This window comes from Blautia sp. HA9023, assembly GCF_056504095.1.
This window is the reverse complement of the sequence record NZ_JBWLUR010000007.1, coordinates 1-22,701: the sequence shown is the minus strand read 5'-3', so window position 1 is coordinate 22,701 and position 22,701 is coordinate 1. Positions and strand designations below refer to the sequence as shown.

At 46.0% G+C, this 22,701-nt stretch carries 13 protein-coding genes, 2 tRNA genes and 3 rRNA genes; 4 read left to right on the top strand and 14 right to left on the bottom strand.

Annotated features, from left to right (window positions below):
* Nucleotides 1–80: 80 nt before the first annotated feature.
* The 4 genes from AC04Q6_RS09850 to AC04Q6_RS09835 form a co-directional block, all read right to left on the bottom strand.
* Nucleotides 81–2,192 carry an LTA synthase family protein gene (locus AC04Q6_RS09850; protein WP_118071097.1) on the bottom strand — a complete coding sequence of 704 codons (2,112 nt, stop codon included), beginning with the start codon at nucleotides 2,190–2,192 and terminating at the stop codon, nucleotides 81–83.
* A gap of 15 nt (nucleotides 2,193–2,207) precedes the next feature.
* Nucleotides 2,208–4,862: a valine--tRNA ligase gene (locus tag AC04Q6_RS09845; RefSeq protein WP_118071098.1), complete on the bottom strand. Its 2,655-nt coding sequence runs from the start codon at nucleotides 4,860–4,862 to the stop codon at nucleotides 2,208–2,210.
* 534 nt (nucleotides 4,863–5,396) lie between these two features.
* Nucleotides 5,397–9,269: an FtsX-like permease family protein gene (locus tag AC04Q6_RS09840; RefSeq protein ID WP_118071099.1), complete on the bottom strand. Its 3,873-nt coding sequence runs from the start codon at nucleotides 9,267–9,269 to the stop codon at nucleotides 5,397–5,399.
* On the bottom strand, nucleotides 9,263–9,976 hold the full coding sequence (locus AC04Q6_RS09835; RefSeq protein ID WP_021977039.1) for an ABC transporter ATP-binding protein: 714 nt from the start codon (nucleotides 9,974–9,976) through the stop codon (nucleotides 9,263–9,265). Before AC04Q6_RS09835 ends, AC04Q6_RS09840 begins: the two co-directional genes overlap by 7 nt.
* A gap of 398 nt (nucleotides 9,977–10,374) precedes the next feature.
* Between AC04Q6_RS09835 and AC04Q6_RS09830 the strand changes: the two genes are divergently transcribed.
* The 3 genes from AC04Q6_RS09830 (at nucleotide 10,375) to AC04Q6_RS09820 (ending at nucleotide 12,656) form a co-directional block, all read left to right on the top strand.
* Nucleotides 10,375–11,031: an IS607 family transposase gene (locus tag AC04Q6_RS09830; RefSeq protein ID WP_178087496.1), complete on the top strand. Its 657-nt coding sequence runs from the start codon at nucleotides 10,375–10,377 to the stop codon at nucleotides 11,029–11,031.
* Nucleotides 10,961–12,124, top strand: coding sequence for an RNA-guided endonuclease InsQ/TnpB family protein (locus AC04Q6_RS09825; RefSeq protein WP_118071101.1), 1,164 nt, complete (start codon nucleotides 10,961–10,963; stop codon nucleotides 12,122–12,124). Before AC04Q6_RS09830 ends, AC04Q6_RS09825 begins: the two co-directional genes overlap by 71 nt.
* A gap of 193 nt (nucleotides 12,125–12,317) precedes the next feature.
* Complete coding sequence (locus AC04Q6_RS09820; RefSeq protein WP_118071102.1) at nucleotides 12,318–12,656, top strand: hypothetical protein; 339 nt, start codon at nucleotides 12,318–12,320, stop codon at nucleotides 12,654–12,656.
* 70 nt (nucleotides 12,657–12,726) lie between these two features.
* Here AC04Q6_RS09820 and AC04Q6_RS09815 read toward each other — a convergent pair whose 3' ends face one another.
* From AC04Q6_RS09815 to AC04Q6_RS09795, 5 genes are read right to left on the bottom strand one after another with little or no spacing between them, the layout of a single operon-like run.
* A complete protein-coding gene (locus tag AC04Q6_RS09815) occupies nucleotides 12,727–13,365 on the bottom strand; it encodes a bifunctional 4-hydroxy-2-oxoglutarate aldolase/2-dehydro-3-deoxy-phosphogluconate aldolase (protein ID WP_118071103.1) in 639 nt (212 codons plus the stop codon).
* A 31-nt stretch (nucleotides 13,366–13,396) separates the two neighbouring features.
* Nucleotides 13,397–14,437 (bottom strand): PfkB family carbohydrate kinase, encoded by a 1,041-nt coding sequence (locus AC04Q6_RS09810; RefSeq protein ID WP_476389664.1) that lies wholly within the window; start codon nucleotides 14,435–14,437, stop codon nucleotides 13,397–13,399.
* A gap of 2 nt (nucleotides 14,438–14,439) precedes the next feature.
* Nucleotides 14,440–16,185, bottom strand: a complete 1,746-nt coding sequence (gene ilvD / locus AC04Q6_RS09805; RefSeq protein ID WP_044961044.1) for a dihydroxy-acid dehydratase — start codon at nucleotides 16,183–16,185, stop codon at nucleotides 14,440–14,442.
* An 18-nt stretch (nucleotides 16,186–16,203) separates the two neighbouring features.
* On the bottom strand, nucleotides 16,204–16,440 hold the full coding sequence (locus AC04Q6_RS09800; protein ID WP_059085314.1) for an HPr family phosphocarrier protein: 237 nt from the start codon (nucleotides 16,438–16,440) through the stop codon (nucleotides 16,204–16,206).
* Nucleotides 16,441–16,453: 13 nt separating this feature from the next.
* Nucleotides 16,454–17,809 (bottom strand): GntP family permease, encoded by a 1,356-nt coding sequence (locus tag AC04Q6_RS09795; RefSeq protein ID WP_021650730.1) that lies wholly within the window; start codon nucleotides 17,807–17,809, stop codon nucleotides 16,454–16,456.
* 295 nt (nucleotides 17,810–18,104) lie between these two features.
* Here AC04Q6_RS09795 and AC04Q6_RS09790 point away from each other — a divergent pair, with 295 nt between their 5' ends.
* On the top strand, nucleotides 18,105–18,797 hold the full coding sequence (locus AC04Q6_RS09790) for a FadR/GntR family transcriptional regulator (RefSeq protein WP_173733878.1): 693 nt from the start codon (nucleotides 18,105–18,107) through the stop codon (nucleotides 18,795–18,797).
* A gap of 126 nt (nucleotides 18,798–18,923) precedes the next feature.
* On the opposite strand, the gene AC04Q6_RS09785 is transcribed toward AC04Q6_RS09790, so the two are convergent.
* From AC04Q6_RS09785 to AC04Q6_RS09765, 5 genes are all read right to left on the bottom strand, one after another.
* Nucleotides 18,924–18,994, bottom strand: a tRNA-Cys gene (locus AC04Q6_RS09785).
* Between the two features lie 3 nt (nucleotides 18,995–18,997).
* A tRNA-Asn gene (locus AC04Q6_RS09780) sits at nucleotides 18,998–19,070 on the bottom strand.
* Between the two features lie 89 nt (nucleotides 19,071–19,159).
* Nucleotides 19,160–22,047: ribosomal RNA gene (locus tag AC04Q6_RS09775) — 23S ribosomal RNA — on the bottom strand.
* A 328-nt stretch (nucleotides 22,048–22,375) separates the two neighbouring features.
* A 5S ribosomal RNA gene (gene rrf, locus AC04Q6_RS09770) occupies nucleotides 22,376–22,493 on the bottom strand.
* 108 nt (nucleotides 22,494–22,601) lie between these two features.
* Nucleotides 22,602–22,701: ribosomal RNA gene (locus AC04Q6_RS09765) — 16S ribosomal RNA — on the bottom strand; the annotation flags it as partial.

Genomic DNA, 22,701 nt, shown 5'->3' with positions numbered 1-22,701 from the left:
AATAGTGGTGGAAGATGTCCAGTCCTAATCGTAATATTTTATCCGACATTTTTTGTATCGGAGTATCTTTTCTATGCCATTTACTGGTTGTCTGTACTGTTTTCTTCACCGGAATCTTCTGTGGATTCCGTTTCTGACGCTGTATCCGTTTCCTCCATTGACCCTGTATCAGAACTGCTCTTTTCACTGTCAAGCTTCCACTTGCTGTCAGCGAGCAGCGCATAGACCGCCCGGTCATGGCTCTTTGTCATGGCCTTTCTTGTGGAACTGTTGCTTCGCTGCACTACCGAGAGCCGGTCAAAATCATCCAGTTCCTTTCCGGTAATGATCAGCTTGGTAGGATTCACGTAAACCGTATCGTACCATTCTCCGTTGATCTTCACCTGGCTGGACGGCGTAAAGTTTGTTCCCTGGATATAATAGGTGTGATCCGTCTCAGACACAACCTGAATGGAATCCAGTGTGGTATCATAGATTCCCATACGCATCTTTGTCCGCTCAAAAGGATTCTCTCCGTCATATGTATACTGCTTTCCGTAAAGAAGATCGTACTGCAGGGTCTCCAGATCCACCTGATAATTTTTGGTATTTCTTCTTGCCTGATGATACTTGAAAGTATTTCCCTCATGGATACCTACACGGTCCATAACCTCTGCTGCCATCTGGTATGCCGCAAGATTTTCTTTCTTTTTCTTAAGTCCGAAATTATCCCACATCACATACTCTGTCTGGAACAGATATTTATTCTCCACATCCTCCACAGTCAGTCCCATGGTTGGCAGATGATCACCATACATAACCAGTACCACATCCTCCGGATAATCTGCCAGCTTATCAGTCAGCTCTTTGACAAAATCATCCATCTCATGGATCTGATTTACATAATACTCCCACTTATTGTTCAGCTCGTCCGTAGGGGCCCCGGAAACTGTGATCTCCGGATTTTCCAGCACCGGTTCTGAAGGGTAATCTCCATGTCCCTGTACGGAAATAGTATATACATAATCAGGTCCTTCTGTGGAATCCAGACACTTGACGATCTCATCGGTGAGGACACTGTCCTTGGTCCAGCCCAACGGGTTCTTCTGGTTTTCATCCTTCATGTACTCTGCCGAAGTAAAGGTATCAAATCCCAGATTCGGGAAAATGCTTCTTCTTCCGTAGAAATTCGCCTCATTGTTATGTACTGCATGGGCAGTATAGCCCAGATTCTTCAGAACATACGGCGCGCTCTCACATGTAGTTTCCTTAAGGATACTCTTGTAAGGATATTCTCCCGGTCCAAAATAATGAAGGCTCATTCCAGTAATGGATTCAAACTCAGTATTTGCGGTTCCGGCTCCTACGGAAGGTACCTTATAATATCCGGAGGAATACTCCTTCATCAGCTTTCTGAAATTCGGAATAGGATCTTCTGACAGCTCCAGATAATTTACCAGCGTAGGATCAAAAAAGGACTCCAGCTGCAAAAACAGAATATTCGGATGACTGCCTTCTTTCGTTTCCGGAAGATTTTCTTCCGACTTCTCGATCCTTTTGATCTCGCTTTTGGAATAATCTCTCGGTGCACTGATTCCGGTATTAAAGATCGTCGTTGCCAGACAGTAAGGATATCCGTAATCCTCATAAGCTATGGCAATATTTCCAAAATAATTGGAAAGAACTCTTTTTTCCAGAGCAAGCTGTGTGATTCCTCCAAATGCAAGAACCCCAACCAGGACCAGTGGAATATTCACCTTATATTTCAGCTTGCCTCTGTACTTCGGCGACCTTATCAGGATGATCAGAAGGATTAGAACCGCAATTCCCAGAAGAACTGCACCTATGGTCATCTGGGTATGGGTCAGATATTTTTTTGCAATACTGAGACCATCTGTCAGATTCTTCACATCCGGTCCTGTAAACGGTGTGACACGGTTGAGAAGAAGCACACCGTTTACGATTCCCAGAAACAGCCATAAGCTGCCCACAAAGATACGCCAGAAAATTCTCTTTCGGAAGAGATAAACAATCAGCATCGTCGTAAAGATAAACGCTGCATTATAAGCAAATACAAGCGGCCTTGTGGTCATGTAGGTCCACGCCTCTGTGAACGAGTGCCTGCATATGGCCTCGATCACAAAGTACAGGACTGCACAGCCCAGAGCCTGAAGTATCAGCGAAATCTTATTGAAAAAGTTACACCACTTCATTAAAACACTCCTTCGTTATTTCACCATCTGTGTTAACTGCAGGTTCACTTTCTCTTTCATCTCTTTGTATTTCTCAAGTTTCTCCTTCTCTGCCTCTACCTTGGCTGCAGGTGCCTTGTTCACAAAATTCGGATTGTTCAGCATTCCCTCGCAGCGTGCGATTTCTTTTGTAAGTCGCTCCTGCTCTTTTGTGAGACGTTCGATTTCTTTTTCACGGTCGATCAGATCCTCCAGCGGCAGATAAACCACACCGTCTGCCACAACGATGGATACCGCATCCTCACCGATTCCGTTCTTATCCTGCTGTACGTGGATCTCTTTTGCAAACGCAAGGTTTGTAAAGGATTTCTTGCAGGACTCAAAACGTGCACAGCACTCTGCATCCTTGCCTACGATGTAGATATTTGTCTTTCTGTTCTGCGGTACGTTCATCTCGTTTCTGGTGTTACGGATTCCACGTACAACCTCCTGGAAGCTTGAAACTGCTTTCTCAGCATCTGCAAAGTTCATCTCATCTTTGTATACCGGCCAGTCAGAGATCATAATGGACTCTTCCTCAGGAAGCAGTGTGCAGTAGATCTCCTCTGTGATAAACGGCATGAACGGATGAAGAAGCTTCAGTCCCTGTGTCAGTGCAGTGCGAAGTGTCCACAGTGCATCGTTTGCTGCTGCCGGGTTCTCCTCTGCTTTCCACAGTCTTACTTTGGCCATCTCGATATACCAGTCACAGAGCTCATCCCACAGGAAGTCATAAACTTTCTGTACAGCGATTCCAAGCTCATATTTATCCATGTTCTCGGTAACATCGCGGATCACGGTGTTCAGTCTGGAAAGGATCCATTTATCCTCGTTGCAAAGAGCGTTCAGGTCTTCCGGCTCTGTTACGGTCTTTCCTTCCAGGTTCATCATAATGAAACGGGATGCATTCCAGATCTTGTTTGCAAAGTTACGGCTGGACTCTACACGCTCCCAGTAGAAACGCATGTCATTTCCAGGTGCATTACCTGTCATCAGAGTCAGACGAAGTGCATCTGCACCGTATTTATCGATAACTTCCAGCGGATCGATACCGTTTCCAAGGGATTTACTCATCTTACGTCCTTGGGAGTCACGTACCAGGCCGTGGATCAGTACATGGTGGAACGGAGTCTCACCGGTCTGCTCCAGTGCGGAAAATACCATACGGATAACCCAGAAGAAGATGATATCATATCCGGTTACCAGAACATCTGTCGGATAGAAGTACTCAAGCTCCGGTGTCTTATCCGGCCATCCAAGCGTGGAGAATGGCCACAGTGCGGAACTGAACCAGGTATCCAGAGTGTCCTCATCCTGGTGCATATGTGTGCATCCGCATTTCGGGCACTTCTCAGGCATTTCTCTTGCAACAACCATCTCACCGCACTCATCGCAGTAATAAGCCGGGATTCTGTGTCCCCACCAGAGCTGACGGGAAATACACCAGTCACGGATATTCTCCAGCCAGTGCAGGTAAGTCTTGTCAAAACGTGCCGGAACAAACTGAAGATTTCCGTCGTCCAGAGTCTTGATGGCAGCTTTTGCCATTTCATCCATTTTTACAAACCACTGTGGTTTGATCATTGGCTCTACGGTTGTACCGCAGCGATCATGGGTACCAACGCTGTGACTGTGCGGAACAACTTTTACAAGGAGTCCCTGCTCTTTCAGGTCTTCTACCATGGCCTTACGTGCCTCGTAACGGTCCATACCTGCATATTTTCCGCCAAGGCTGTTGATAGTCGCATCATCGTTAAGGATATTGATCTCCTCAAGATTATGGCGGCGTCCAACCTCGAAGTCATTGGGGTCATGTGCCGGTGTAATCTTAACGCAGCCTGTTCCGAATTCCTTGTCAACATACTCATCGGCAATAACCGGGATCTCTCTGTCTGTAAGAGGAAGTTTCAGCATCTTGCCTACAAGATCTTTATATCTCTCATCCTCCGGATTTACAGCAACTGCTGTATCACCGAGAAGTGTCTCCGGACGAGTGGTTGCGATCTCAACAAAACGTCCTTCCTCACCTACGATCGGATAATTGATGTGCCAGAAATATCCATCCTGGTCCTCATGTACAACCTCTGCATCGGAAATAGAAGTCTGGCATACCGGACACCAGTTGATGATCCTGGAACCTTTGTAAATATATCCTTTTTCATAGAGACGGATAAATACCTCCTGAACAGCCTTGGAGCAGCCTTCATCCATGGTAAAGCGCTCGCGCTCCCAGTCTGCAGATGCACCCAGTTTTTTCAGCTGGTTGATGATCTTTCCGCCGTACTCTTCTTTCCATGCCCAGGCATGTTTCATAAATTCCTCGCGGCCGATCTCGTTCTTGTCGATACCTTCTTTACGAAGTTTCTCTGTTACCTTAACCTCTGTAGCGATGGCTGCATGGTCTGTTCCCGGCTGCCAGAGAGCCTCATAACCCTGCATTCTCTTGAAACGGATCAGGATATCCTGCATGGTCTCATCCAGTGCATGGCCCATATGCAGCTGTCCGGTTACATTGGGCGGCGGCATTACGATTGTGAAAGGTTTTTTGTCCGGATTAACTTTTGCATGGAAGTATCCGTTATCCATCCATTTTTTGTACAGACGATCCTCAATACCCTTGGGATCATAAGTCTTTGCAAGTTCTTTACTCATGTTTTCCTCCTGAATCTTTCTTGGGATCAAGCTGTCTTTTTGGGGCAGCTCTTTCTGATTATGGAAGCTTTAAAATGCTCCTGTTTTCTGCAAGAAAAAAGCACGCCCTCCACACCAAAGCTAACAACTCCTGTGCGAAGGGCGATCATTCTCGCGGTACCACCTTCATTATCCGGGAAAACTATCTTATCTGTTATTCCCGTCTATCTCTTATCCCTTAACGCGGGGTACGTGAAAACCTACGCAGCAGCTTCTGTGTCTGTTCTTATAGCACTCCCAGAAATTATTGCCTTCAGTCTCCCGGCTCCTAAGCTACCTTCTGCAGTCTTCCATCTGAAAATGCCTTCCAGCCTGCGCTCCTTCTGCGTCCGTGCATCTCTCTCTGTCAGCGTATTCCTGCATACTCCTCTTATTCAACGCCTTTACCATGTTCCTACTATAATGAAATTTTCTTTTTTTGTCAAGACGGAGGCCTGCATTTCCGGGGATTTCACATATTTCCCTGTATGCAGGCCTTCTTCTCATTTCCGTATTTTATTCTACGCTTTTCAGCGACTCTACCATGTCAATCTTTTTCAGTTTGAAATGCATCACCATATTTACAAACATGGAGAATCCAAAGGTGATGATTCCACTGTAGATAAAGCTTGGTGGCTTGATATTTCTTCCGAACATCACCGCATCTACCTCAACGGTTGTGATCACATACCGGTGGAGGAAGATTCCGAACACTGCGCCTGCCAGAATCCCTATGAAGGACAGCAGGATATTTTCCCTGAATACATACTGGGAAACCTCGCCATCATAAAATCCCAGGACCTTCAATGTTGCAAGCTCTCTCTGCCGCTCTGTGATATTGATGTTGTTCAGATTATACAGTACCACAAATGCCAGCATTCCGGCAGAAATGATCAGGACCCAGATCACCGCTCCGAGGGATCCCAGCATTCGCTCTACCTGACCTGCTGTGCTGCTTGTATAGCTGATACTTAAAGCTGCCGGATATTTCAGGATCGCATTTCCAAGAGTTTCCAGATCACTCTCTGCATCCTCTTTCATAGTATATACTGTACTTGAATACTTCGGTTTCTCCCCGAATGTTTTTTCATAGCAGGATGGGGTCATGTAAACGTAATGTCCCATATAGTTCTCTGTGACAGCAGTGATCTTTACTTTATACTTTCTGTTGTCTTTCTCCAGGGTGATCTTGTCTCCTGCTTTCACACCGATAAGAGAAGCCGTTTTTTCACAGATCACCGCTCCATCATCGGTAAGCTCATACTGCTCGTGGGACTTTCTGTCACGTAATGTTACATCCTCTTTAAAATTTTCCGTATTTTCCGGAACATACACATAGATACTGACACTTCCCTTTTCTTTTGGTGCCGTCATCTTGGTGAGCTGCACACGGGTATAGTGATCGATCTTGCTGTTTCCGTCCAGGAATTTCAGAAGATCCTTTTCCTGGCTGTCTGTGGCATCCTCATCATTGATCACCATGGCATCATAGTGCTGGATCTGGTCATATTGGAGAATCGCAATATCCATAATGGAGTCATAAAGTCCGAATCCTACAAGCATCAGTCCCATGCTTCCCGCAATTCCGAAAATCGTCATAAAGAGACGTTTCTTATAACGGAAAAGATTTCGCATGGATGATTTCCAGGAAAAGCTCAGATGCTTCCAGATAAAGCTGATCCGTTCAATAAGGATCCGTTTTCCTTCTTTCGGTGCAGGCGGACGCATCAGAGATGCCGGTGTTTCTGCCAGGGTTTTTGCGCAAGAAAACAGTGTAGCGCCCATAGTACAGATCACCGCTGCCCCGGAAGCGATCAGTGCATATTGTAACTCATAATCCAGCTGCATGTGATCGCCAATATTCCAGTACATGATTCCATACGCCTGGATAATGATAAACGGAAGAACCTTTTCTCCGAAAAGTACTCCTACGATACTTCCGCCTACTGTAGCCAGAAATGCGTAGCTGAGATACTTGGATGCAATGGATGCTTTTCCGTATCCTAGCGCTTTCATGGTTCCGATCTGGGTTCGCTGTTCCTCCACCATTCGTGTCATCGTGGTAAGACTGATCAGAGCCGCTACAAGGAAGAATATCATCGGGAAAACCTTTCCGATGTTTTTCAGTCGCTCTGCGTTATCACCAAAATCCGAATATTCCGGAAGGTCATTGCGGTCTGAGATGATCCATTCCGGTGTTTCAATATCATCCACCTCTTTCTGGGCATCCTCGATCTTCTGCTGGGCTTCCGCAATTTTGTCATCGGCTTCTTTTTTGCCGTCCTGATATTCTTTCTTTCCATCGGAAAGCTTCTTTTTTGCGTCCTCCAGGTCTTTTTTGGCGTCTTTTAATTTCTGTTCATTTTCCCGGATCTCTTTTTCACCATCCAGGAGCTTCTGTTCATTTGCATCCAGTTCTGCCTGACTGCTGGTAAGCTTTTCTGTGTTGGCCTGGATTTCTGCCTGACCGGCATTTAACTGGGCCTGTTTTTCCTCCAGCTGCTGCCGCCCTGCGCTGAGCTGGGCTCTGGCCGAATCCAGCTGGCTCTGGCCATCATCCAGAGTTGCCTGGTTTGCCGCAATTTCTTCTTTTGCCGCGGAAAGCTCTGCTTTCTTTGTTTCCAGTTCTTTTTTCCCTTTATCCAGTTCTTCCTGGCCTTCATTCAGCTGTGCCTCTGTCCCGGAAAGTGTCTCTTCCTGTTCTTTGATCTGGCTGAAACCCTCATTGATCTGACCTAGGCTGCTCTCCAGTTCAGCTCTTGTCTGGGCCAGCTCTGATTTTTTTGCAGTAAGCTCTGCCTGCGCCCCGTCGATCTGGGCCTGACCGGCATTTATCTGTTCTTCCATTGCACTGATCTGACCATTTAAAGTCTGGATCTGCGTGGAAAGCTCCGCCAGCTCTTCCTCGGTTTTTCCTGCTTCCGCACCGGCGTCATACTGCGCCTGCAGCTCCGCCGCCTGACTGCTTAATGCCTCTTTCTGGCTGGTCAATTCATCCAGCTGTGCCTGCTGCCCGGAAAGGGCTTCTTCACTGGAATTGATCTGGGATTCGCCCTCGGAAACCTGTACAAGTCCTGCCTCACACTGTTCTTTCTGACCGGTGAGAGCAGTCTTTGTTTCTTTGATCGTATTCTTTCCCGTTTCCAACTGTTCTCTTCCACTGTCAAGCTCAGCCTGTTTGCTTTCCAGTGTTTTTTCCGCTTCCCGGAGCTGGGCCTCGCCGTCACTTACCTGCTGTTTTGCGGCAGTCAGCTGTTCATATCCGGCAGTCAGCTCTGACTGCTTCTCATTTATCTGTGCTTCGGAGTCAGCAAGCTGGGATCTGGCAGCATTTAACTGGGACAGACCGTCTTCCACCTGCTGTTTTGCGCTGTTAAGCTGAGACCATCCATCTTCAATCTGTTTTCTTCCGTCAGCAAGCTGCTGTTTTCCATCGGTCAGCTCCTTTTTTGCATCACTGAGCTGCTGTTTTCCATCTTCGTACTCTTTTTTTCCATCCCCATACTTCTTCTGCCCATCATCCAGCTTTTTCTTCGCGTCGCCAAGTTTTTCCTCTGATTCCTTCTTTCCGTCCTCAAGCTCTTTTCTGGCATCATCCAGTTTTTCATTGGCTTCTGCGACGATCTCCTCGTAGCGCAGGCTGCACTGTTCTTTTTCGATACCTTCCACGCGTTTCCGGATCTTTTTGATAAGATTGTCGTAAGCATCGGTATAGCTGATCACATCCCCAGATTCATGAACCATAATATAGATCTGGGTAAAAGCTTCCTGTTCAAAATCCTCAGGAAGAATGTATCCGAAGCCGCTGACCTCACCCGATCCAAGAGTCGTATTTCCTCTGTTAAATGAAATATAAAGAGGGCTGCTTCCGATTCCCACAACTGTATAGGTTGTTTTTTTCAAAAGCTCACTGTCTCCATCCTCACTGACAGATATGGTATCCCCGATTTTATACCCCCGATTCTTTGCAAATGGCTTGTCCAGAAAAATCTCGCCGCTTTTTTCCGGTATCCTTCCTTCATCTGCTGTAAGCAGATTAAAATTGCTGCTGATAGATTCCAGATGAAGAACCTTCCTGGCATCGTCCTCTCCACTCATAACATCCGTAGAGTAGCTGCCCTCAGCCAGTTCCACACCGTCAATATCCGATACCGCTTTTACATCACGCTGAGTCAGTCCCAGGGTTCCCTGGATCTTCAGATCCATCAGCTTTGCTGCTTCATAATAAGCATCTCCGGAATATCTCATATCCGGAGAAGACGCCTGGATCCCGGAAAAAAATGCAACACCCAGTGCCACGATCAGAAAGATCGAGATAAAACGTGCTTTACTTTTCCGGATCTCCATCCAGAAATCTTTGTGTAATGCCTTCATTCCGTCACCTACCATTCAATCTCTTCCACTGGTGTGGGATGTGCATTTTCAGTCATCCTGGAAACCTTGCCGTTTTTGATCTTGATCACACGGTCGGCCATAGGTGTCAATGCAGAGTTATGAGTAATGACAATAACCGTCATGCCCCGTTCCCTACAGGTATCCTGAAGGAGCTTCAGGATTGCCTTGCCGGTCTGATAATCCAACGCTCCTGTAGGTTCATCACAGAGCAGAAGCTTTGGATTCTTCGCCAGCGCTCTGGCTATGGAAACTCTCTGCTGCTCACCGCCGGATAACTGTGCCGGAAAATTGGTCAGTCTCTCCCTCAGCCCTACTTCCTCCAGAACTGTCCTAGCATCCAGAGGATCCTTACAGATCTGAAGAGCAAGCTCCACATTCTCCAATGCAGTCAGATTTGGCACCAGATTATAAAACTGGAATACAAATCCAATATCCTCCCGTCGGTATCCGGTCAGCTGCCGGTCTGTATATTTTGCAATATTTTTTCCATCGATCCAGACATTGCCGGATGTGGCCTTATCCATTCCGCCCAGGATATTCAGCACCGTTGTCTTTCCGGCACCGCTTGGTCCTACCACAACCACAAATTCTCCTTTTTTTATCCGGAAGCTGATCTCATCCACAGCTATGATCTTCACTTCTTTTGAGCCATAGATTTTGGATACATTCTCCAGCTTCACATATTCTTCCGTATGCTCCATTTCCACCCCTCCTCTTTACTCTCTATATGATTTCAGGGGGCTTTTATCTGCCCCCTTTTAATTCTCTCGCTCACGTATCACAGCTGTAGAAAAATGTTTTCGGCTGTGATCGAATATTATTAATAACTATATTTATAAGTATATCGGTTCTTAATTCAAAATGCAATTTCTACTTATATTTTACAAAGATTTTTCATTCCTGCGCATTTGTATTTTACATTTCTTTTCTATAATACAGACAAATAAAGGAAATCAATATTATAGCTGACTGTTGCTGACAACAGCAGAAGTATAATTCCAGAAAAACAGGAGGATGATATAAGTAACTAAATATATTGTAAAAAGATATTAAATGTGTTTAAATATACTTATGGAGGTATATTATGGACACATCAAATATCACAAATTATAAACCAAAAGATTTTGCTGAATTATTAGGTGTTTCTGTAAAAACGCTTCAGAGATGGGACAGAGAGGGAATCTTAAAAGCAAACCGAACTCCAACAGACAGGCGTTATTACACATATGACCAGTATCTTCAATTTAAAGGTATAAATATAGAACATGATAAACGAAAAGTTGTTATTTATGCAAGAGTATCTACAAAAAACCAAAGGGATGATCTTCAAAATCAGACAGCATTTCTGCGTCAGTTCTGTAATGCCAAAGGAATGATCGTAGACCAGTGCATTGAAGACTATGGAAGCGGACTTAATTATAACCGCAAGAAATGGAATGGATTACTGGACGAAGTCATGGAGCAGAAGGTCAAAACCATAGTGATCACGCATAAAGACAGATTTATCCGTTTTGGATACGACTGGTTTGAAAGATTCTGCATGAAATTCCACACAACGATACTGGTGGTAAACAATGAAGAACTGTCACCACAGGAAGAACTTATACAGGATATTATTTCCATCCTTCATGTGTTTTCCTGTAGATTATATGGACTTCGTAAGTATAAAAAACAGATAGAAAAGGATGAGGAGATTGCTGAAGAGCTTCAAGACAGAGATCAATCCTACAGAAGAGCAGAAGATCAAAATACATAAGACAATCGGCACATGCAGATATATTTATAATTTCTACCTGTTTCATAATAAAGAACGTTATGATGCCGGTGAAAGATTTATGAGCGGCAAGTCGTTCAGTGTATGGCTGAACAATGAATACCTTCCAAGGCATCCGGAATATTTCTGGATCAGAGAAGTCAGTTCCAAATCGATAAAGAATGCAATCGAAAATGCCTGTACCGCTTTTTCAAGATTTTTTCATCATCAGAGTAGTTTCCCGAGATATAAGAAAAAAGGAAGATCTGATGTAAAAATGTATTTTGTAAAGAATAATCCCAAAGACTGTCTCTGTGAACGTCACAGGATCAAGATCCCAACACTTGGCTGGGTAAGGCTGAAAGAAAAAGGTTACATTCCGACCTCTAAGGATGGATATGTGATCCGAAGCGGGGCAGTTTCCATGAAAGCAGGCAGATATTATGTGTCTGCACTTGTCGATATACCTGCTCCGGAAGCGGATGGAAATTTCACTGATGGGATCGGAATTGATCTGGGGCTGAAAGACTTTGCAGTTGTGTCAAATGGAACTGTATACAGAAATATCAATAAAACAGCACGGATTAGAAAACTTGAGAAACAATTAAGACGGGCACAGCGAAAGCTTTCCCGTAAATATGAGAGCTTAAAGAAAGGAGAGACCACTCAAAGAGCAAATATATGCAAACAAAAGCTTAAAGTACAGAAACTTCATCATCGGATAGAAAATATCCGTACAGATCATATCAACAAGGTAATATCTGAGATAGTGAAAACCAAGCCGTCTCATATAACGATTGAGGATCTGAACATATCCGGGATGATGAAGAACCGGCATCTCTCAAAAGCAGTTGCGTCCCAGAAATTCTATGAATTCCGGACAAAATTGAAAACAAAATGTGCTGAATATGGAATCGAACTAAGGGTAGTTGACCGATGGTATCCATCTTCCAGGATCTGCCACTGCTGCAGCTGTATTAAAAAAGATCTGAAACTTTCAGACAGGATCTACAGATGCACATGTGGATATATTGAGGACAGAGATCTCAATGCAGCATTGAATCTGAGAGATGCAGAGACTTACGAAGTTGCATGATCCCGCAAACGTGAGTATGTACCGAAGGCTATTTCGGGAATTAACGACTGTGGAGTGTACTTAGGATCTGTGAGTAGAGATAACTCCGGTTACTCAAAAACATACACAAAGAAACAGTAAGCGGTATTCGTGAGAATCCGCATTATCTCGATGTGAGTATGTTTAATCACATTTTGAGTGGCAGGAATGGATTATGTATAAAGTACTGTGGAATCACTTAGATCAAAATTTAAAAAAGGCCCCTGCGCCAGCTGTTTTTCTTGCACTTTTGACAGCTGGATGGAGTGTAGCCGGAATTCTTGCAGGATTACTTGTTTGTCTGGAACTTCAGACAGAACTGATGGTGAAGCTGACTGTGATCTTATGTGCCGGTGGATACGCCGGACTGATTCCCGGTTTCTTCGGTGGGATCTTTTATCTTTACCGAATGGATCTTCGGAAACCTTCTGCGGATCCTGCAGCTGATCTGGCAGCTGAAGCGGAAAAAGCTTCTGCCGATCCTGCTTCATTGATCTATTTTCACAATAATTGACAAAAAAGCAGAACTCTGCCTGGTTGTGCAGGGTTCTGCTTTTTTTATTGAATATGTGTATTAAGTTTGATTACTTTCTTATGGAATCCGCAAGCTTTTTTGCTTCTGCTGTCAGTTCTCTTATTTTGTCAAATTCTCCTGCCTTCACAAGATCTCCTTTTACCATCCAGCTTCCGCCGCAGCAGAGGATTTTGTCACAGGAAAGATAGTCCTCAAGGTTTTTCGCATTGATCCCGCCGGTAGGCATAAAACGGATTCCTGTATAAGGAGCTGCCATAGCCTTGATCATTGAAATTCCGCCTGCCGGTTCTGCCGGGAAGAATTTTACTACCTTAAGACCTCTTTTCACTGCCTGCGCAACCTCAGATGGTGTGATACATCCCGGAAAAACAGGAATGTCTTTTTCCAGACAATAGTCTACGATCTTAGAATCAAAGCCCGGGCTTACGATAAATTTTGCTCCGGCGCCAACAGCCGCGTCTACCTGTTCTGTTGTAAGTACGGTACCTGCTCCCACAAGCATTTCCGGGAACTGCTCTGCCATGAAACGGATAGACTCTTCTGCTGCTTCTGTGCGGAATGTCACCTCTGCACATGGAAGGCCGCCCTCAACCAGAGCCTTCGCCAACGGTACTGCATCTTTTGTATCTTCCAGCACTACAACCGGAACCACACCAAATTTCTGAAATTTTTCTGCTATCTCTTTCATCTGAATTTCCCTTCCTTTTTATCTTTTTATATCAAAGTTCATTTCCATCACATTGTCTGATCATAGATACATCATCGGTAATGTTTCCATCACCATGGATCGTATGCTTCACAGCACTGGCAGCAACACCGAAATTCACGGTATCTTCCGGTGTATACTCATTCATAAGGCCATAGATGATCCCACTTACAAATGCATCTCCGCCACCGACACGATCAAGAATGTGGAAGGTCAGGCGCTTGCTTTTGTAAGTCTTTCCGTTTAACCAGAGATATGCCATAAGACTGTTTTCACTGCAGCTATGTGCAAAACGGACATGTCTTGCAATGCATTTTATATTCGGATATCTGTCCGCAAATGCCCGGAACACTTTTTCCTGCTGTTCAAAATCCGGCTGAAACGGGATTCCATCCTTTACATCCCCTGCACTGTGGTCTTCTTCATTTTTCCAGATATGGTACGGCTCGATCCCGAAAAGGACATTTACATATGGAAGACAAAGTGTACAGAAATCTCTGGCCTCTTCCCAGGTCCACAGCGTACTTCTGAAATTTCCGTCAAAGCTTACGGTCATGTTCATTTCTTTTGCTGCCTTCAGGCAGTTTAAGATCAGATCCCTGCATTTTGTTCCAAGAGCAGGTGTGATCCCGCTCAGATGCAGCCATGTATATCCTTCCAGCATTTTTTTCACATCTGTTTTGCTGAAATCATACTCGGAAAAAGCGCTATGTTTTCTGTCGTAAACTACCTTGCTGGGGCGGATCCCGTAGCCGGTCTCCAGATAATAGGTTCCAAGACGGTGTGTCGGAGTTTCTTCCGCTGTGGAATAAACCACACTGTCACAATTCACATCATTGCTTCTCATCATACGTACAGAACTTTTTCCAAGACTGTTGTCCGGAACTACCGTAAAAAACGAAGCATCTATTCCAAGATTTGCCAGGGAAAGGGCTACATTCGCCTCGCTTCCCCCGTATCTTGCCTCAAAGGTTGTTGCTGTTCTGATTTTTTCATAATCCGGCGGTGTCAGACGCAGCATGATCTCGCCGAGAGTAATAAATTTATGTTTCATGATCAATACTCCAGATAGGCTCCCTTCATTGGGCTTGCAGCATGCTCACTGAAAAGTCTCAGCACGCCTTTTTTGTATTTTGGTTCTCTTGGCTTCCAGTTTTTACGTCTCTCGGCAAGGATCTGGTCGATCTCTTCCATAGACTTTCTTTCGCCTGCGATCCCGATGATGTTCAGCTTTCTTTCCATAACGTCGATCTCAATAAGGTCGCCTTCCTCAACAAGTGCGATTGGGCCACCGTCAACAGCCTCAGGGCTGCAGTGTCCGATAACAGGGCCTGTAGATGCTCCGGAAAAACGTCCGTCTGTGATCAGTGCGATACTCTTTCCAAGCTCTTTATCACTGCTGATCGCCTCAGATGTGTAGAACATCTCCGGCATTCCACTTCCCTTTGGTCCCTCGTAACGGATGAATACTGCATCACCTTTCTGAACCTTATGCTTCAGAACTGCATCCAGACACTCCTCTTCACTGTCGAACGGTCTTGCGCGGAGAACGGATCTGAACATTTCCTTCGGGCATGCGGTGTGTTTGATCACAGCTCCCTCAGGTGCAAGGTTTCCACGGAGAACAGCGATGCTTCCGTCGGTTCCGATCGCCTTGTCATATGGACGGATGATATCTTCCTTTGTAAGGTTTACATTGTAACGTTTGTTAAATTCCTGAAGCCATTTGTCGCATTTCTCATAAAATCCGTTGTTCTTCAGCTCCTCAAGGTTTTCTCCGAGAGTCTTTCCTGTAACTGTCATCACATCCAGATGGAGATGTTCCTTGATTTCCTCCATGATCGCCGGTACACCACCTGCATAATAGAAGCACTCAGCAGGCCAGCGTCCTGCAGGACGTACATCCAGAAGGTATCTTGCATTTCTGTGCAGTCTGTCAAAGGTATCACCTGTGATCTCAATGCCAAACTCATGTGCGATCGCCGGAATGTGAAGCAGACAGTTTGTACTTCCGGAGATTGCAGCGTGTACAAGGATCGCATTCTCAAAGCTGTCCATAGTTACGATATCAGAAGGACGCATATTTTCCATCTGTGCGATCCTTACTGCCTGTCTTCCTGCCTCTCTTGCGAAAGCAAGAAGATCCGGGCTTGTTGACGGCATCAGAGCTGTACCAGGAAGTGTAAGTCCAAGTGCCTCTGCCATGATCTGCATTGTTGAAGCTGTTCCGATAAAGGAGCAGGCTCCACAGCTTGGGCAGGCATTGCATTTTGCCCAGTCAAGCTTCTCTTCGTCGATCTCTCCACGCTCAAACTTTGCACTGTACATTCCCAGCTGCTCAAGGGTCAGCATCTCAGGTCCCGCATTCATGGTTCCGCCCGGAACAAATACGGAAGGGATATTTACTCTTGCAAGTCCGATCAGATTTCCCGGTACACCCTTGTCACAGCTTGAAAGATATACACCGGCATCAAATGGTGTTGCATTTGCATGGATCTCGATCATGTTTGCGATCATTTCACGGCTTGCCAGGCTGTAGTTGATTCCGTCTGTTCCCTGGCTTTCACCATCGCAGATATCGGTACAGTTATAGCGTGCACCAAAACCACCTTCTTCTGCGATTCCTTTACGAACTTCTTCCACAAGGATGTTCAGGTGTCCGCTTCCCGGATGGCTGTCACCATAAGTGCTTTCCACCATGACCTGAACCTTTCCCAGATCTTCTTTTTTCCATCCTGTTCCAAGGCGCAGCGGATCAAGCTCCGGTGCAAGCTTTCTCATTTCCTGACTTACTAACTTCATGATTTTTTCCTCCATTTCCTATTCTCTGATCAGATTCAGATTTTCCAGCTTTTCTCTAAGTTCCTTTACATCCTCTTCTTCTGCTCCGATTTCCACATTATCAAATGTAGGAAGGCTGAATACTCCCAGCATGGACTTTGCATCTACGATATATCTTCCGCAGATCAGTTCCACATCCTTCCGGCAGCCGGATGCAGCCTGTACAAGATGCTTTGCATCATACATGTCTCTTAAATAAACCGGTATCTTTATCATTACGCTCTGCCTCCTATGCAAAAATTGAAATAACAAAGCCTACAACAAGTGCTGTAACACCGATCAGTGTTTCCATGATCGTCCAGGATTTTAATGTCGTTTTTTCGTCAATCTCAAGGAAAGTACTTACCAGCCAGAATCCGGCATCATTTACATGACTCAGTGCAGTTGCACCACCGCAGATCGCACAGCACATAGCAGCTCTGTAAAGCATGCTTGTATCCATTACTGCCGGCATAGTCGCCATGATTCCTGATGCCATGGTCATTGCCACAATGGAGCTTCCTACAGATGCCCTTACCAGGATTGCGATCAGAAACGCGATCAGGATCAGCGGAAGACCGCTTTTTTCCAGGGCCGGTCCGATAATATTTCCAAGGCCGGAATCCTGAAGCATCCATCGGATCACTCCGCCGCTGGCGATGACCAGAAGGATCATTCCAACCGGTCTCAGTGAATGATCCAGTATTTTCTTTAACTGTGTACCGGTAAAGCCACGACGGATTCCAAGAAAATACATTGCTGCAAGCGTTGCGATAGTCAGTGCCAGAAACGGTTTTCCGATAAATCCGAGAAAACTCTGTATTCCTGCCGGAATTGGCATGTATTTAGATACAGTACTGAGAAGGATCAGAACAAGCGGGATCAGTATCACGCCAAGCACCAGACCAAATGGCGGCAACTCTTTTCCATCATCTTTGATCTCTTCCACATTGGCCGGAAGTTCAGTGAAAATTTTGTTTCCAACCAGATTTCCCCAGATAATTCCTGAAACCAGCATACAGATCAGTGCAGTTGGAACTCCAACCATGATCATAGTTCCCAAGTTTACGCCAAGTGCATTGGCAACCAGTACAGATCCCGCAGAAGGCGGTACAAAAGCATATCCGCTGGCAAGACCTGAAAGAAGTGGGATTGCATAATACAGTGTGGATTTTTTTGTCTGCTTTGCAACACTGAATACCAGTGGGATCAGTACTACAACACCTGCTTCAAAAAATACGGTTGTACCGATCACCAGTCCGGTAAGTCCCAGTGCCCAACCGGCTTTTTTCTGACCGAATTTGTCGATCAGTGTTTCCGCTATTCTCTGAGCGCCTCCGCTCACTTCCAGTATTCCGCCGAACATGGAACCCAGTCCTACCAGAAGTGCGATTCCCTGTAATGTCTTTCCAACACCTTTTTCTACTGTGTCTGAGATCATTTCCAGTGGCATTCCGGCACCTGCACCGATGATGATCGCTGAAATCATCATTGACAGAACCGGATGTAGTTTAAATTTGATGATCAGCACCAGCAGGATCACAATTCCCACTGCTGCAGCAAGCATCAATCTCATTGGATCTGCTGTAAATGTTGTTTCTTCCATTTTTTCTGCTTTTGCCTCCTTAATTCATCCGATGTTTTACTTTTCGTTAAATACATCTGACCTTTCTGCTGTTTTTTCTTTTGAATTGTGCTGATTTTCTTTGTTTTTGCTTCAATTCATCTGATGTATTTATGATATATTCATTCTGTCAAAAACGCAATACTGTAATTTTATCTAAATTATCGTCTTATTTTTTGTGTATTTTGTCGTTTTGACATTATAGTTTAAAGGAATTATTATAGATATAAGGAAAATATAAAAAGAAATAACGAATAGAAATGGAGAAACTCATATGATGATTTCGTCATCAGAAGAAAAAAGTCTTCCGCAAAAATTATCGGAAGACATCATCGCATTTATTTTAAAGGAAAATCTGCAGCCTGGAGACAAGCTGCCTAATGAAACGGTTCTATCCGAACGTCTGAATGCCGGAAGAAGCTCTGTCCGCGAGGCAATGAAGCTTCTTGCTTCCAGAAATATCGTGACGATCCGTCAGGGATCCGGAACTTATATCGCATCATCTCCGGGAATGGTGGAAGATCCGCTGGGATTAACTTTTATCGGCAACAAGCAGAAGCTGATCCATGACCTTCTTGAAGTCCGTTTTCTGCTTGAACCCTCTATTGCAGCAATGGCTGCCACCCGCGCCAATAAAAAAGATATAAAAAAAATCACCACACTTTGTGATGATGTTGAAGCATTATTAAAAAAACATGCGGACCATACCCAGAAAGATATTGAATTTCATACAGCGATCGCGCTGAGCAGCAAAAATGTTGTTGTTCCGCGGCTGATTCCTGTAATTAACAGTTCTATTCCATTATTTGTCGAATCAACCAGTGGCGCTCTGCATGAAGAAACAATTGAAACACATCGTGAAATCGCAGATGCCATTGCAGAACATGATGCTTTGCGTGCCCAAGATGCCATGTACCTTCATCTGGTTTATAACCGTAAAAGAATCCTGCTTACAGAAAAAAATTCCTGATCTGTCGGACAGCATCCTTTCCGGATGCTGTCCGATTTTTCAGAAGTCTGTCTTCACGGTCTTCAGCAAATACATTTTTATAGGAAAAATAAGCCCTGGAAATTCATCTTTCCAGGGCTTTCTAAGAGGTGCCACCCGGATTTGAACCGGGGATAGAGGTGTTGCAGACCTTTGCCTTACCACTTGGCTATGGCACCATGCTCCCCCTGTTGGACTCGAACCAACGACACTGCGGTTAACAGCCGCATGCTCTACCGACTGAGCTAAGGAGGAATATTTATTAAGGTTTGTACCTTAAAAACTACATACATGCTTATTGATTGTTAATCAAACTCTTTGAATCAATTCTTAACCTGCGTTTCTTGGTCAAGCCCTCACCCGATTAGTAACAGTCAGCTCCATGTGTTACCACACTTCCACCTCTGCCCTATCTACCTCGTCGTCTTCAAGGGGGTTTACTTCATAAGAATGGGATATCTCATCTTGAGGGGGGCTTCACGCTTAGATGCCTTCAGCGTTTATCCCTTCCGGACTTGGCTACCCGGCCATGGCTTTGGCAAGCCAACCGGTCCACCAGCGGTCCGTCCATCCCGGTCCTCTCGTACTAAGGACAGCTCCTCTCAGATATCCTGCGCCCACGCCGGATAGGGACCGAACTGTCTCACGACGTTCTGAACCCAGCTCGCGTACCGCTTTAATGGGCGAACAGCCCAACCCTTGGGACCTACTACAGCCCCAGGATGCGATGAGCCGACATCGAGGTGCCAAACCACTCCGTCGATGTGAACTCTTGGGAGTGATAAGCCTGTTATCCCCAGGGTAGCTTTTATCCGTTGAGCGATGGCATTCCCACTTAATACCACCGGATCACTAAGCCCTACTTTCGTACCTGCTCCACCCGTCGGTGTCGCAGTCAAGCTCCCTTCTGCCTTTGCACTCTTCGAATGGTTTCCGTCCATTCTGAGGGAACCTTTGGGCGCCTCCGATACCCTTTCGGAGGCGACCGCCCCAGTCAAACTCCCCGCCTGGCATTGTCCCACCGCCGGTTCACGGCGGCTGGTTAGAAGCCCAATATCACAAGGGTGGTATCCCAACAGCGGCTCCATAGCAACTGACGTCACTATCTCTCAGCCTCCCACCTATCCTGTACAATGCAACACCGGACCCCAGTGCCAAACTGGAGTAAAGCTCCATGGGGTCTTTCCGTCCTGGCGCGGGTAGCCAGCATCTTCACTGGCACTTCAATTTCACCGGATGTATTGCCGAGACAGCGCTCAAATCATTACGCCTTTCGTGCGGGTCGGAACTTACCCGACAAGGAATTTCGCTACCTTAGGACCGTTATAGTTACGGCCGCCGTTTACTGGGGCTTAAATTCAAAGCTTCGTGTTACCACTAACCTCTCCTCTTAACCTTCCAGCACCGGGCAGGCGTCAGCCCATATACCTCACCTTTCGGTTTCGCATAGACCTGTGTTTTTGCTAAACAGTTGCTTGAGCCTATTCTCTGCGGCCTGCTCTCGCAGGCACCCCTTCTCCCTAAGTTACGGGGCCATTTTGCCGAGTTCCTTGGCAATACTTCTTCCGCCGGCCTTAGGATTCTCTCCTCATCCACCTGTGTCGGTTTACGGTACGGGTACAATATAAACAATAGCGGCTTTTCTTGACGCATGGCTCACGGGCTTCGTTACTATATTTCACTCCACATCACGTCTTCCCATTGCATGGCGGATTTTCCTACCATACTGGTACCTCGCTTGTACCGGGCTTTCCATTCCCGGCTCCCGCTCTCCTTACGTGTCCCCACAGTTCTGTTATACTGCAGTACAGGAATATCAACCTGTTGTCCATCGGCTACGGCTCCCGCCCTCACCTTAGGTCCCGACTCACCCAGGGCAGATCAGCTTTACCCTGGAAACCTTGGATATTCGGCCTAGAGGATTCCCACCTCTATCTCGCTACTCATTCCGGCATTCTCTCTTCCATATAGTCCACAGCTCCTTACGGTACTGCTTCTTCCCATATGCAATGCTCCTCTACCAATCCTTACGGATTCCTTAGTTTCGGTGGCGCGTTTCAGCCCCGGACATTTTCGGCGCAGGACCTCTCGACCAGTGAGCTATTACGCACTCTTTGAATGTATGGCTGCTTCTGAGCCAACATCCTGGTTGTCTTCGAAATCCCACATCCTTTTCCACTTAACGCGCACTTTGGGACCTTAACTGTAGGTCTGGGCTCTTTCCCTTTTGACCGCCCAACTTATCTCGTGCAGTCTGACTCCCGGTGATATCTACACGGCATTCGGAGTTTGATATTCTTCGGTAGGCTTTGACGCCCCCTAGGAAATTCAGTGCTCTACCTCCGCAAGACTCACACCGAGGCTAGCCCTAAAGCTATTTCGAGGAGAACCAGCTATCTCCGGGTTCGATTGGAATTTCTCCCCTATCCACACCTCATCCCCACCCTTTTCAACGGATGTGGGTTCGGTCCTCCACTACCTCTTACGGCAGCTTCAACCTGGACATGGATAGATCACCCGGTTTCGGGTCTACTCCTACTGACTCTGGCCCTGTTAAGACTTGGTTTCCCTTCGGCTCCATCCCTTGAGGACTTAACCTTGCCAGTAAGCGTAACTCGCCGGACCGTTCTACAAAAAGTACGCGGTTGTGCTCATATGGCACTTCCACAGCTTGTAGACACAGGGTTTCAGGTTCTCTTTCACTCCCCTCCCGGGGTCCTTTTCACCTTTCCTTCACAGTACTATGCGCTATCGGTCACTAAGTAGTATTTAGCCTTAGGGGGTGGTCCCCCTTACTTCCCACAAGGTTCCTCGTGTCTCGTGGTACTCCGGATCCTGCTCAGTCAGCCTGGTTTTCACGTACGGGGCTTTCACCCTCTCTGGCCGGCTTTCCCAAAACCGTTCTGTTAACCTTACTGAATCTTAAATGCAGTCCATGACCCCGGCATGCACGCACACCGGTTTAGGCTCCTCCGCGTTCGCTCGCCGCTACTTACGGAATCGATGTTTCTTTCTTTTCCTCCGGGTACTTAGATGTTTCAGTTCCCCGGGTTCCCTTCCATACGTTATGGATTGGCGTATGGATGCATGAGGTCTGCTCATGCGGGTTTCCCCATTCAGACATCTCCGGATCACGGGATATTTGCTCCTCCCCGAAGCTTTTCGCAGCTTATCACGTCTTTCATCGGCTCTTAGTGCCAAGGCATCCGCCCTGTGCCCTTATTGCTTGACCTTTCGCTTCATCACCCTAGCGTAGGTGATGCGGTCTCTTGATTCTCTGTTGTATCACGCTCTCGCGTTTTACAACGGTGTTTGATTACTCTGTTCAATAACAGATAAATCGATGTCTTCCTATCTTTGCGTTTGCATTAATTTCTTAATACTTTGCGTTTAAGGATATTTGATTAACTTAATCAAATCTCATGTATGCAGTTTTCAAGGTACAATGCTGACTGATGTTTTATCAGCCATTCAGAACTTATAATATCTTTTCTTATAAACTCTGATCACTGGTAAAACCAGCATCTATTCTCATCAGGTTCCCCTGTTTTTCTTTTTTGATCTGGCGCCCACCTGCTCTCCCACACCGTCTCCAGTGCAGTACCATCGGCCGATTGGGTCTTAACCGTCGTGTTCGGGATGGGAACGGGTGTGTCCCCCAACCGCATCGGCACCAGAAATCTTTCAGCTTGATAGCTAAACAGTAAAACACATCTTCTCTACTTTTTCCGTTTTAGTTGGATTGATTCAGCCGTTTGCACAGCCTACTGTATCCAATTTCCTTAGAAAGGAGGTGATCCAGCCGCACCTTCCGATACGGCTACCTTGTTACGACTTGCACCCCAGTCATCGGTCCCGCCTTCGGCAGCTCCCTCCTTACGGTTAG

Bases quoted from the DNA above. Each gene is read 5' to 3' on its own strand.
- AC04Q6_RS09850 (WP_118071097.1), bottom strand. From the start codon at position 2,192: ATGAAGTGGTGTAACTTTTTCAATAAGATTTCGCTGATACTTCAGGCT.
- AC04Q6_RS09845 (WP_118071098.1), bottom strand. From the start codon at position 4,862: ATGAGTAAAGAACTTGCAAAGACTTATGATCCCAAGGGTATTGAGGAT.
- AC04Q6_RS09840 (WP_118071099.1), bottom strand. From the start codon at position 9,269: ATGGTAGGTGACGGAATGAAGGCATTACACAAAGATTTCTGGATGGAG.
- AC04Q6_RS09835 (WP_021977039.1), bottom strand. From the start codon at position 9,976: ATGGAGCATACGGAAGAATATGTGAAGCTGGAGAATGTATCCAAAATC.
- AC04Q6_RS09825 (WP_118071101.1), top strand. From the start codon at position 10,961: ATGAGGAGATTGCTGAAGAGCTTCAAGACAGAGATCAATCCTACAGAA.
- AC04Q6_RS09820 (WP_118071102.1), top strand. From the start codon at position 12,318: ATGTATAAAGTACTGTGGAATCACTTAGATCAAAATTTAAAAAAGGCC.
- AC04Q6_RS09815 (WP_118071103.1), bottom strand. From the start codon at position 13,365: ATGAAAGAGATAGCAGAAAAATTTCAGAAATTTGGTGTGGTTCCGGTT.
- AC04Q6_RS09810 (WP_476389664.1), bottom strand. From the start codon at position 14,437: ATGAAACATAAATTTATTACTCTCGGCGAGATCATGCTGCGTCTGACA.
- ilvD (WP_044961044.1), bottom strand. From the start codon at position 16,185: ATGAAGTTAGTAAGTCAGGAAATGAGAAAGCTTGCACCGGAGCTTGAT.
- AC04Q6_RS09800 (WP_059085314.1), bottom strand. From the start codon at position 16,440: ATGATAAAGATACCGGTTTATTTAAGAGACATGTATGATGCAAAGCAT.
- AC04Q6_RS09795 (WP_021650730.1), bottom strand. From the start codon at position 17,809: ATGGAAGAAACAACATTTACAGCAGATCCAATGAGATTGATGCTTGCT.
- AC04Q6_RS09790 (WP_173733878.1), top strand. From the start codon at position 18,105: ATGATTTCGTCATCAGAAGAAAAAAGTCTTCCGCAAAAATTATCGGAA.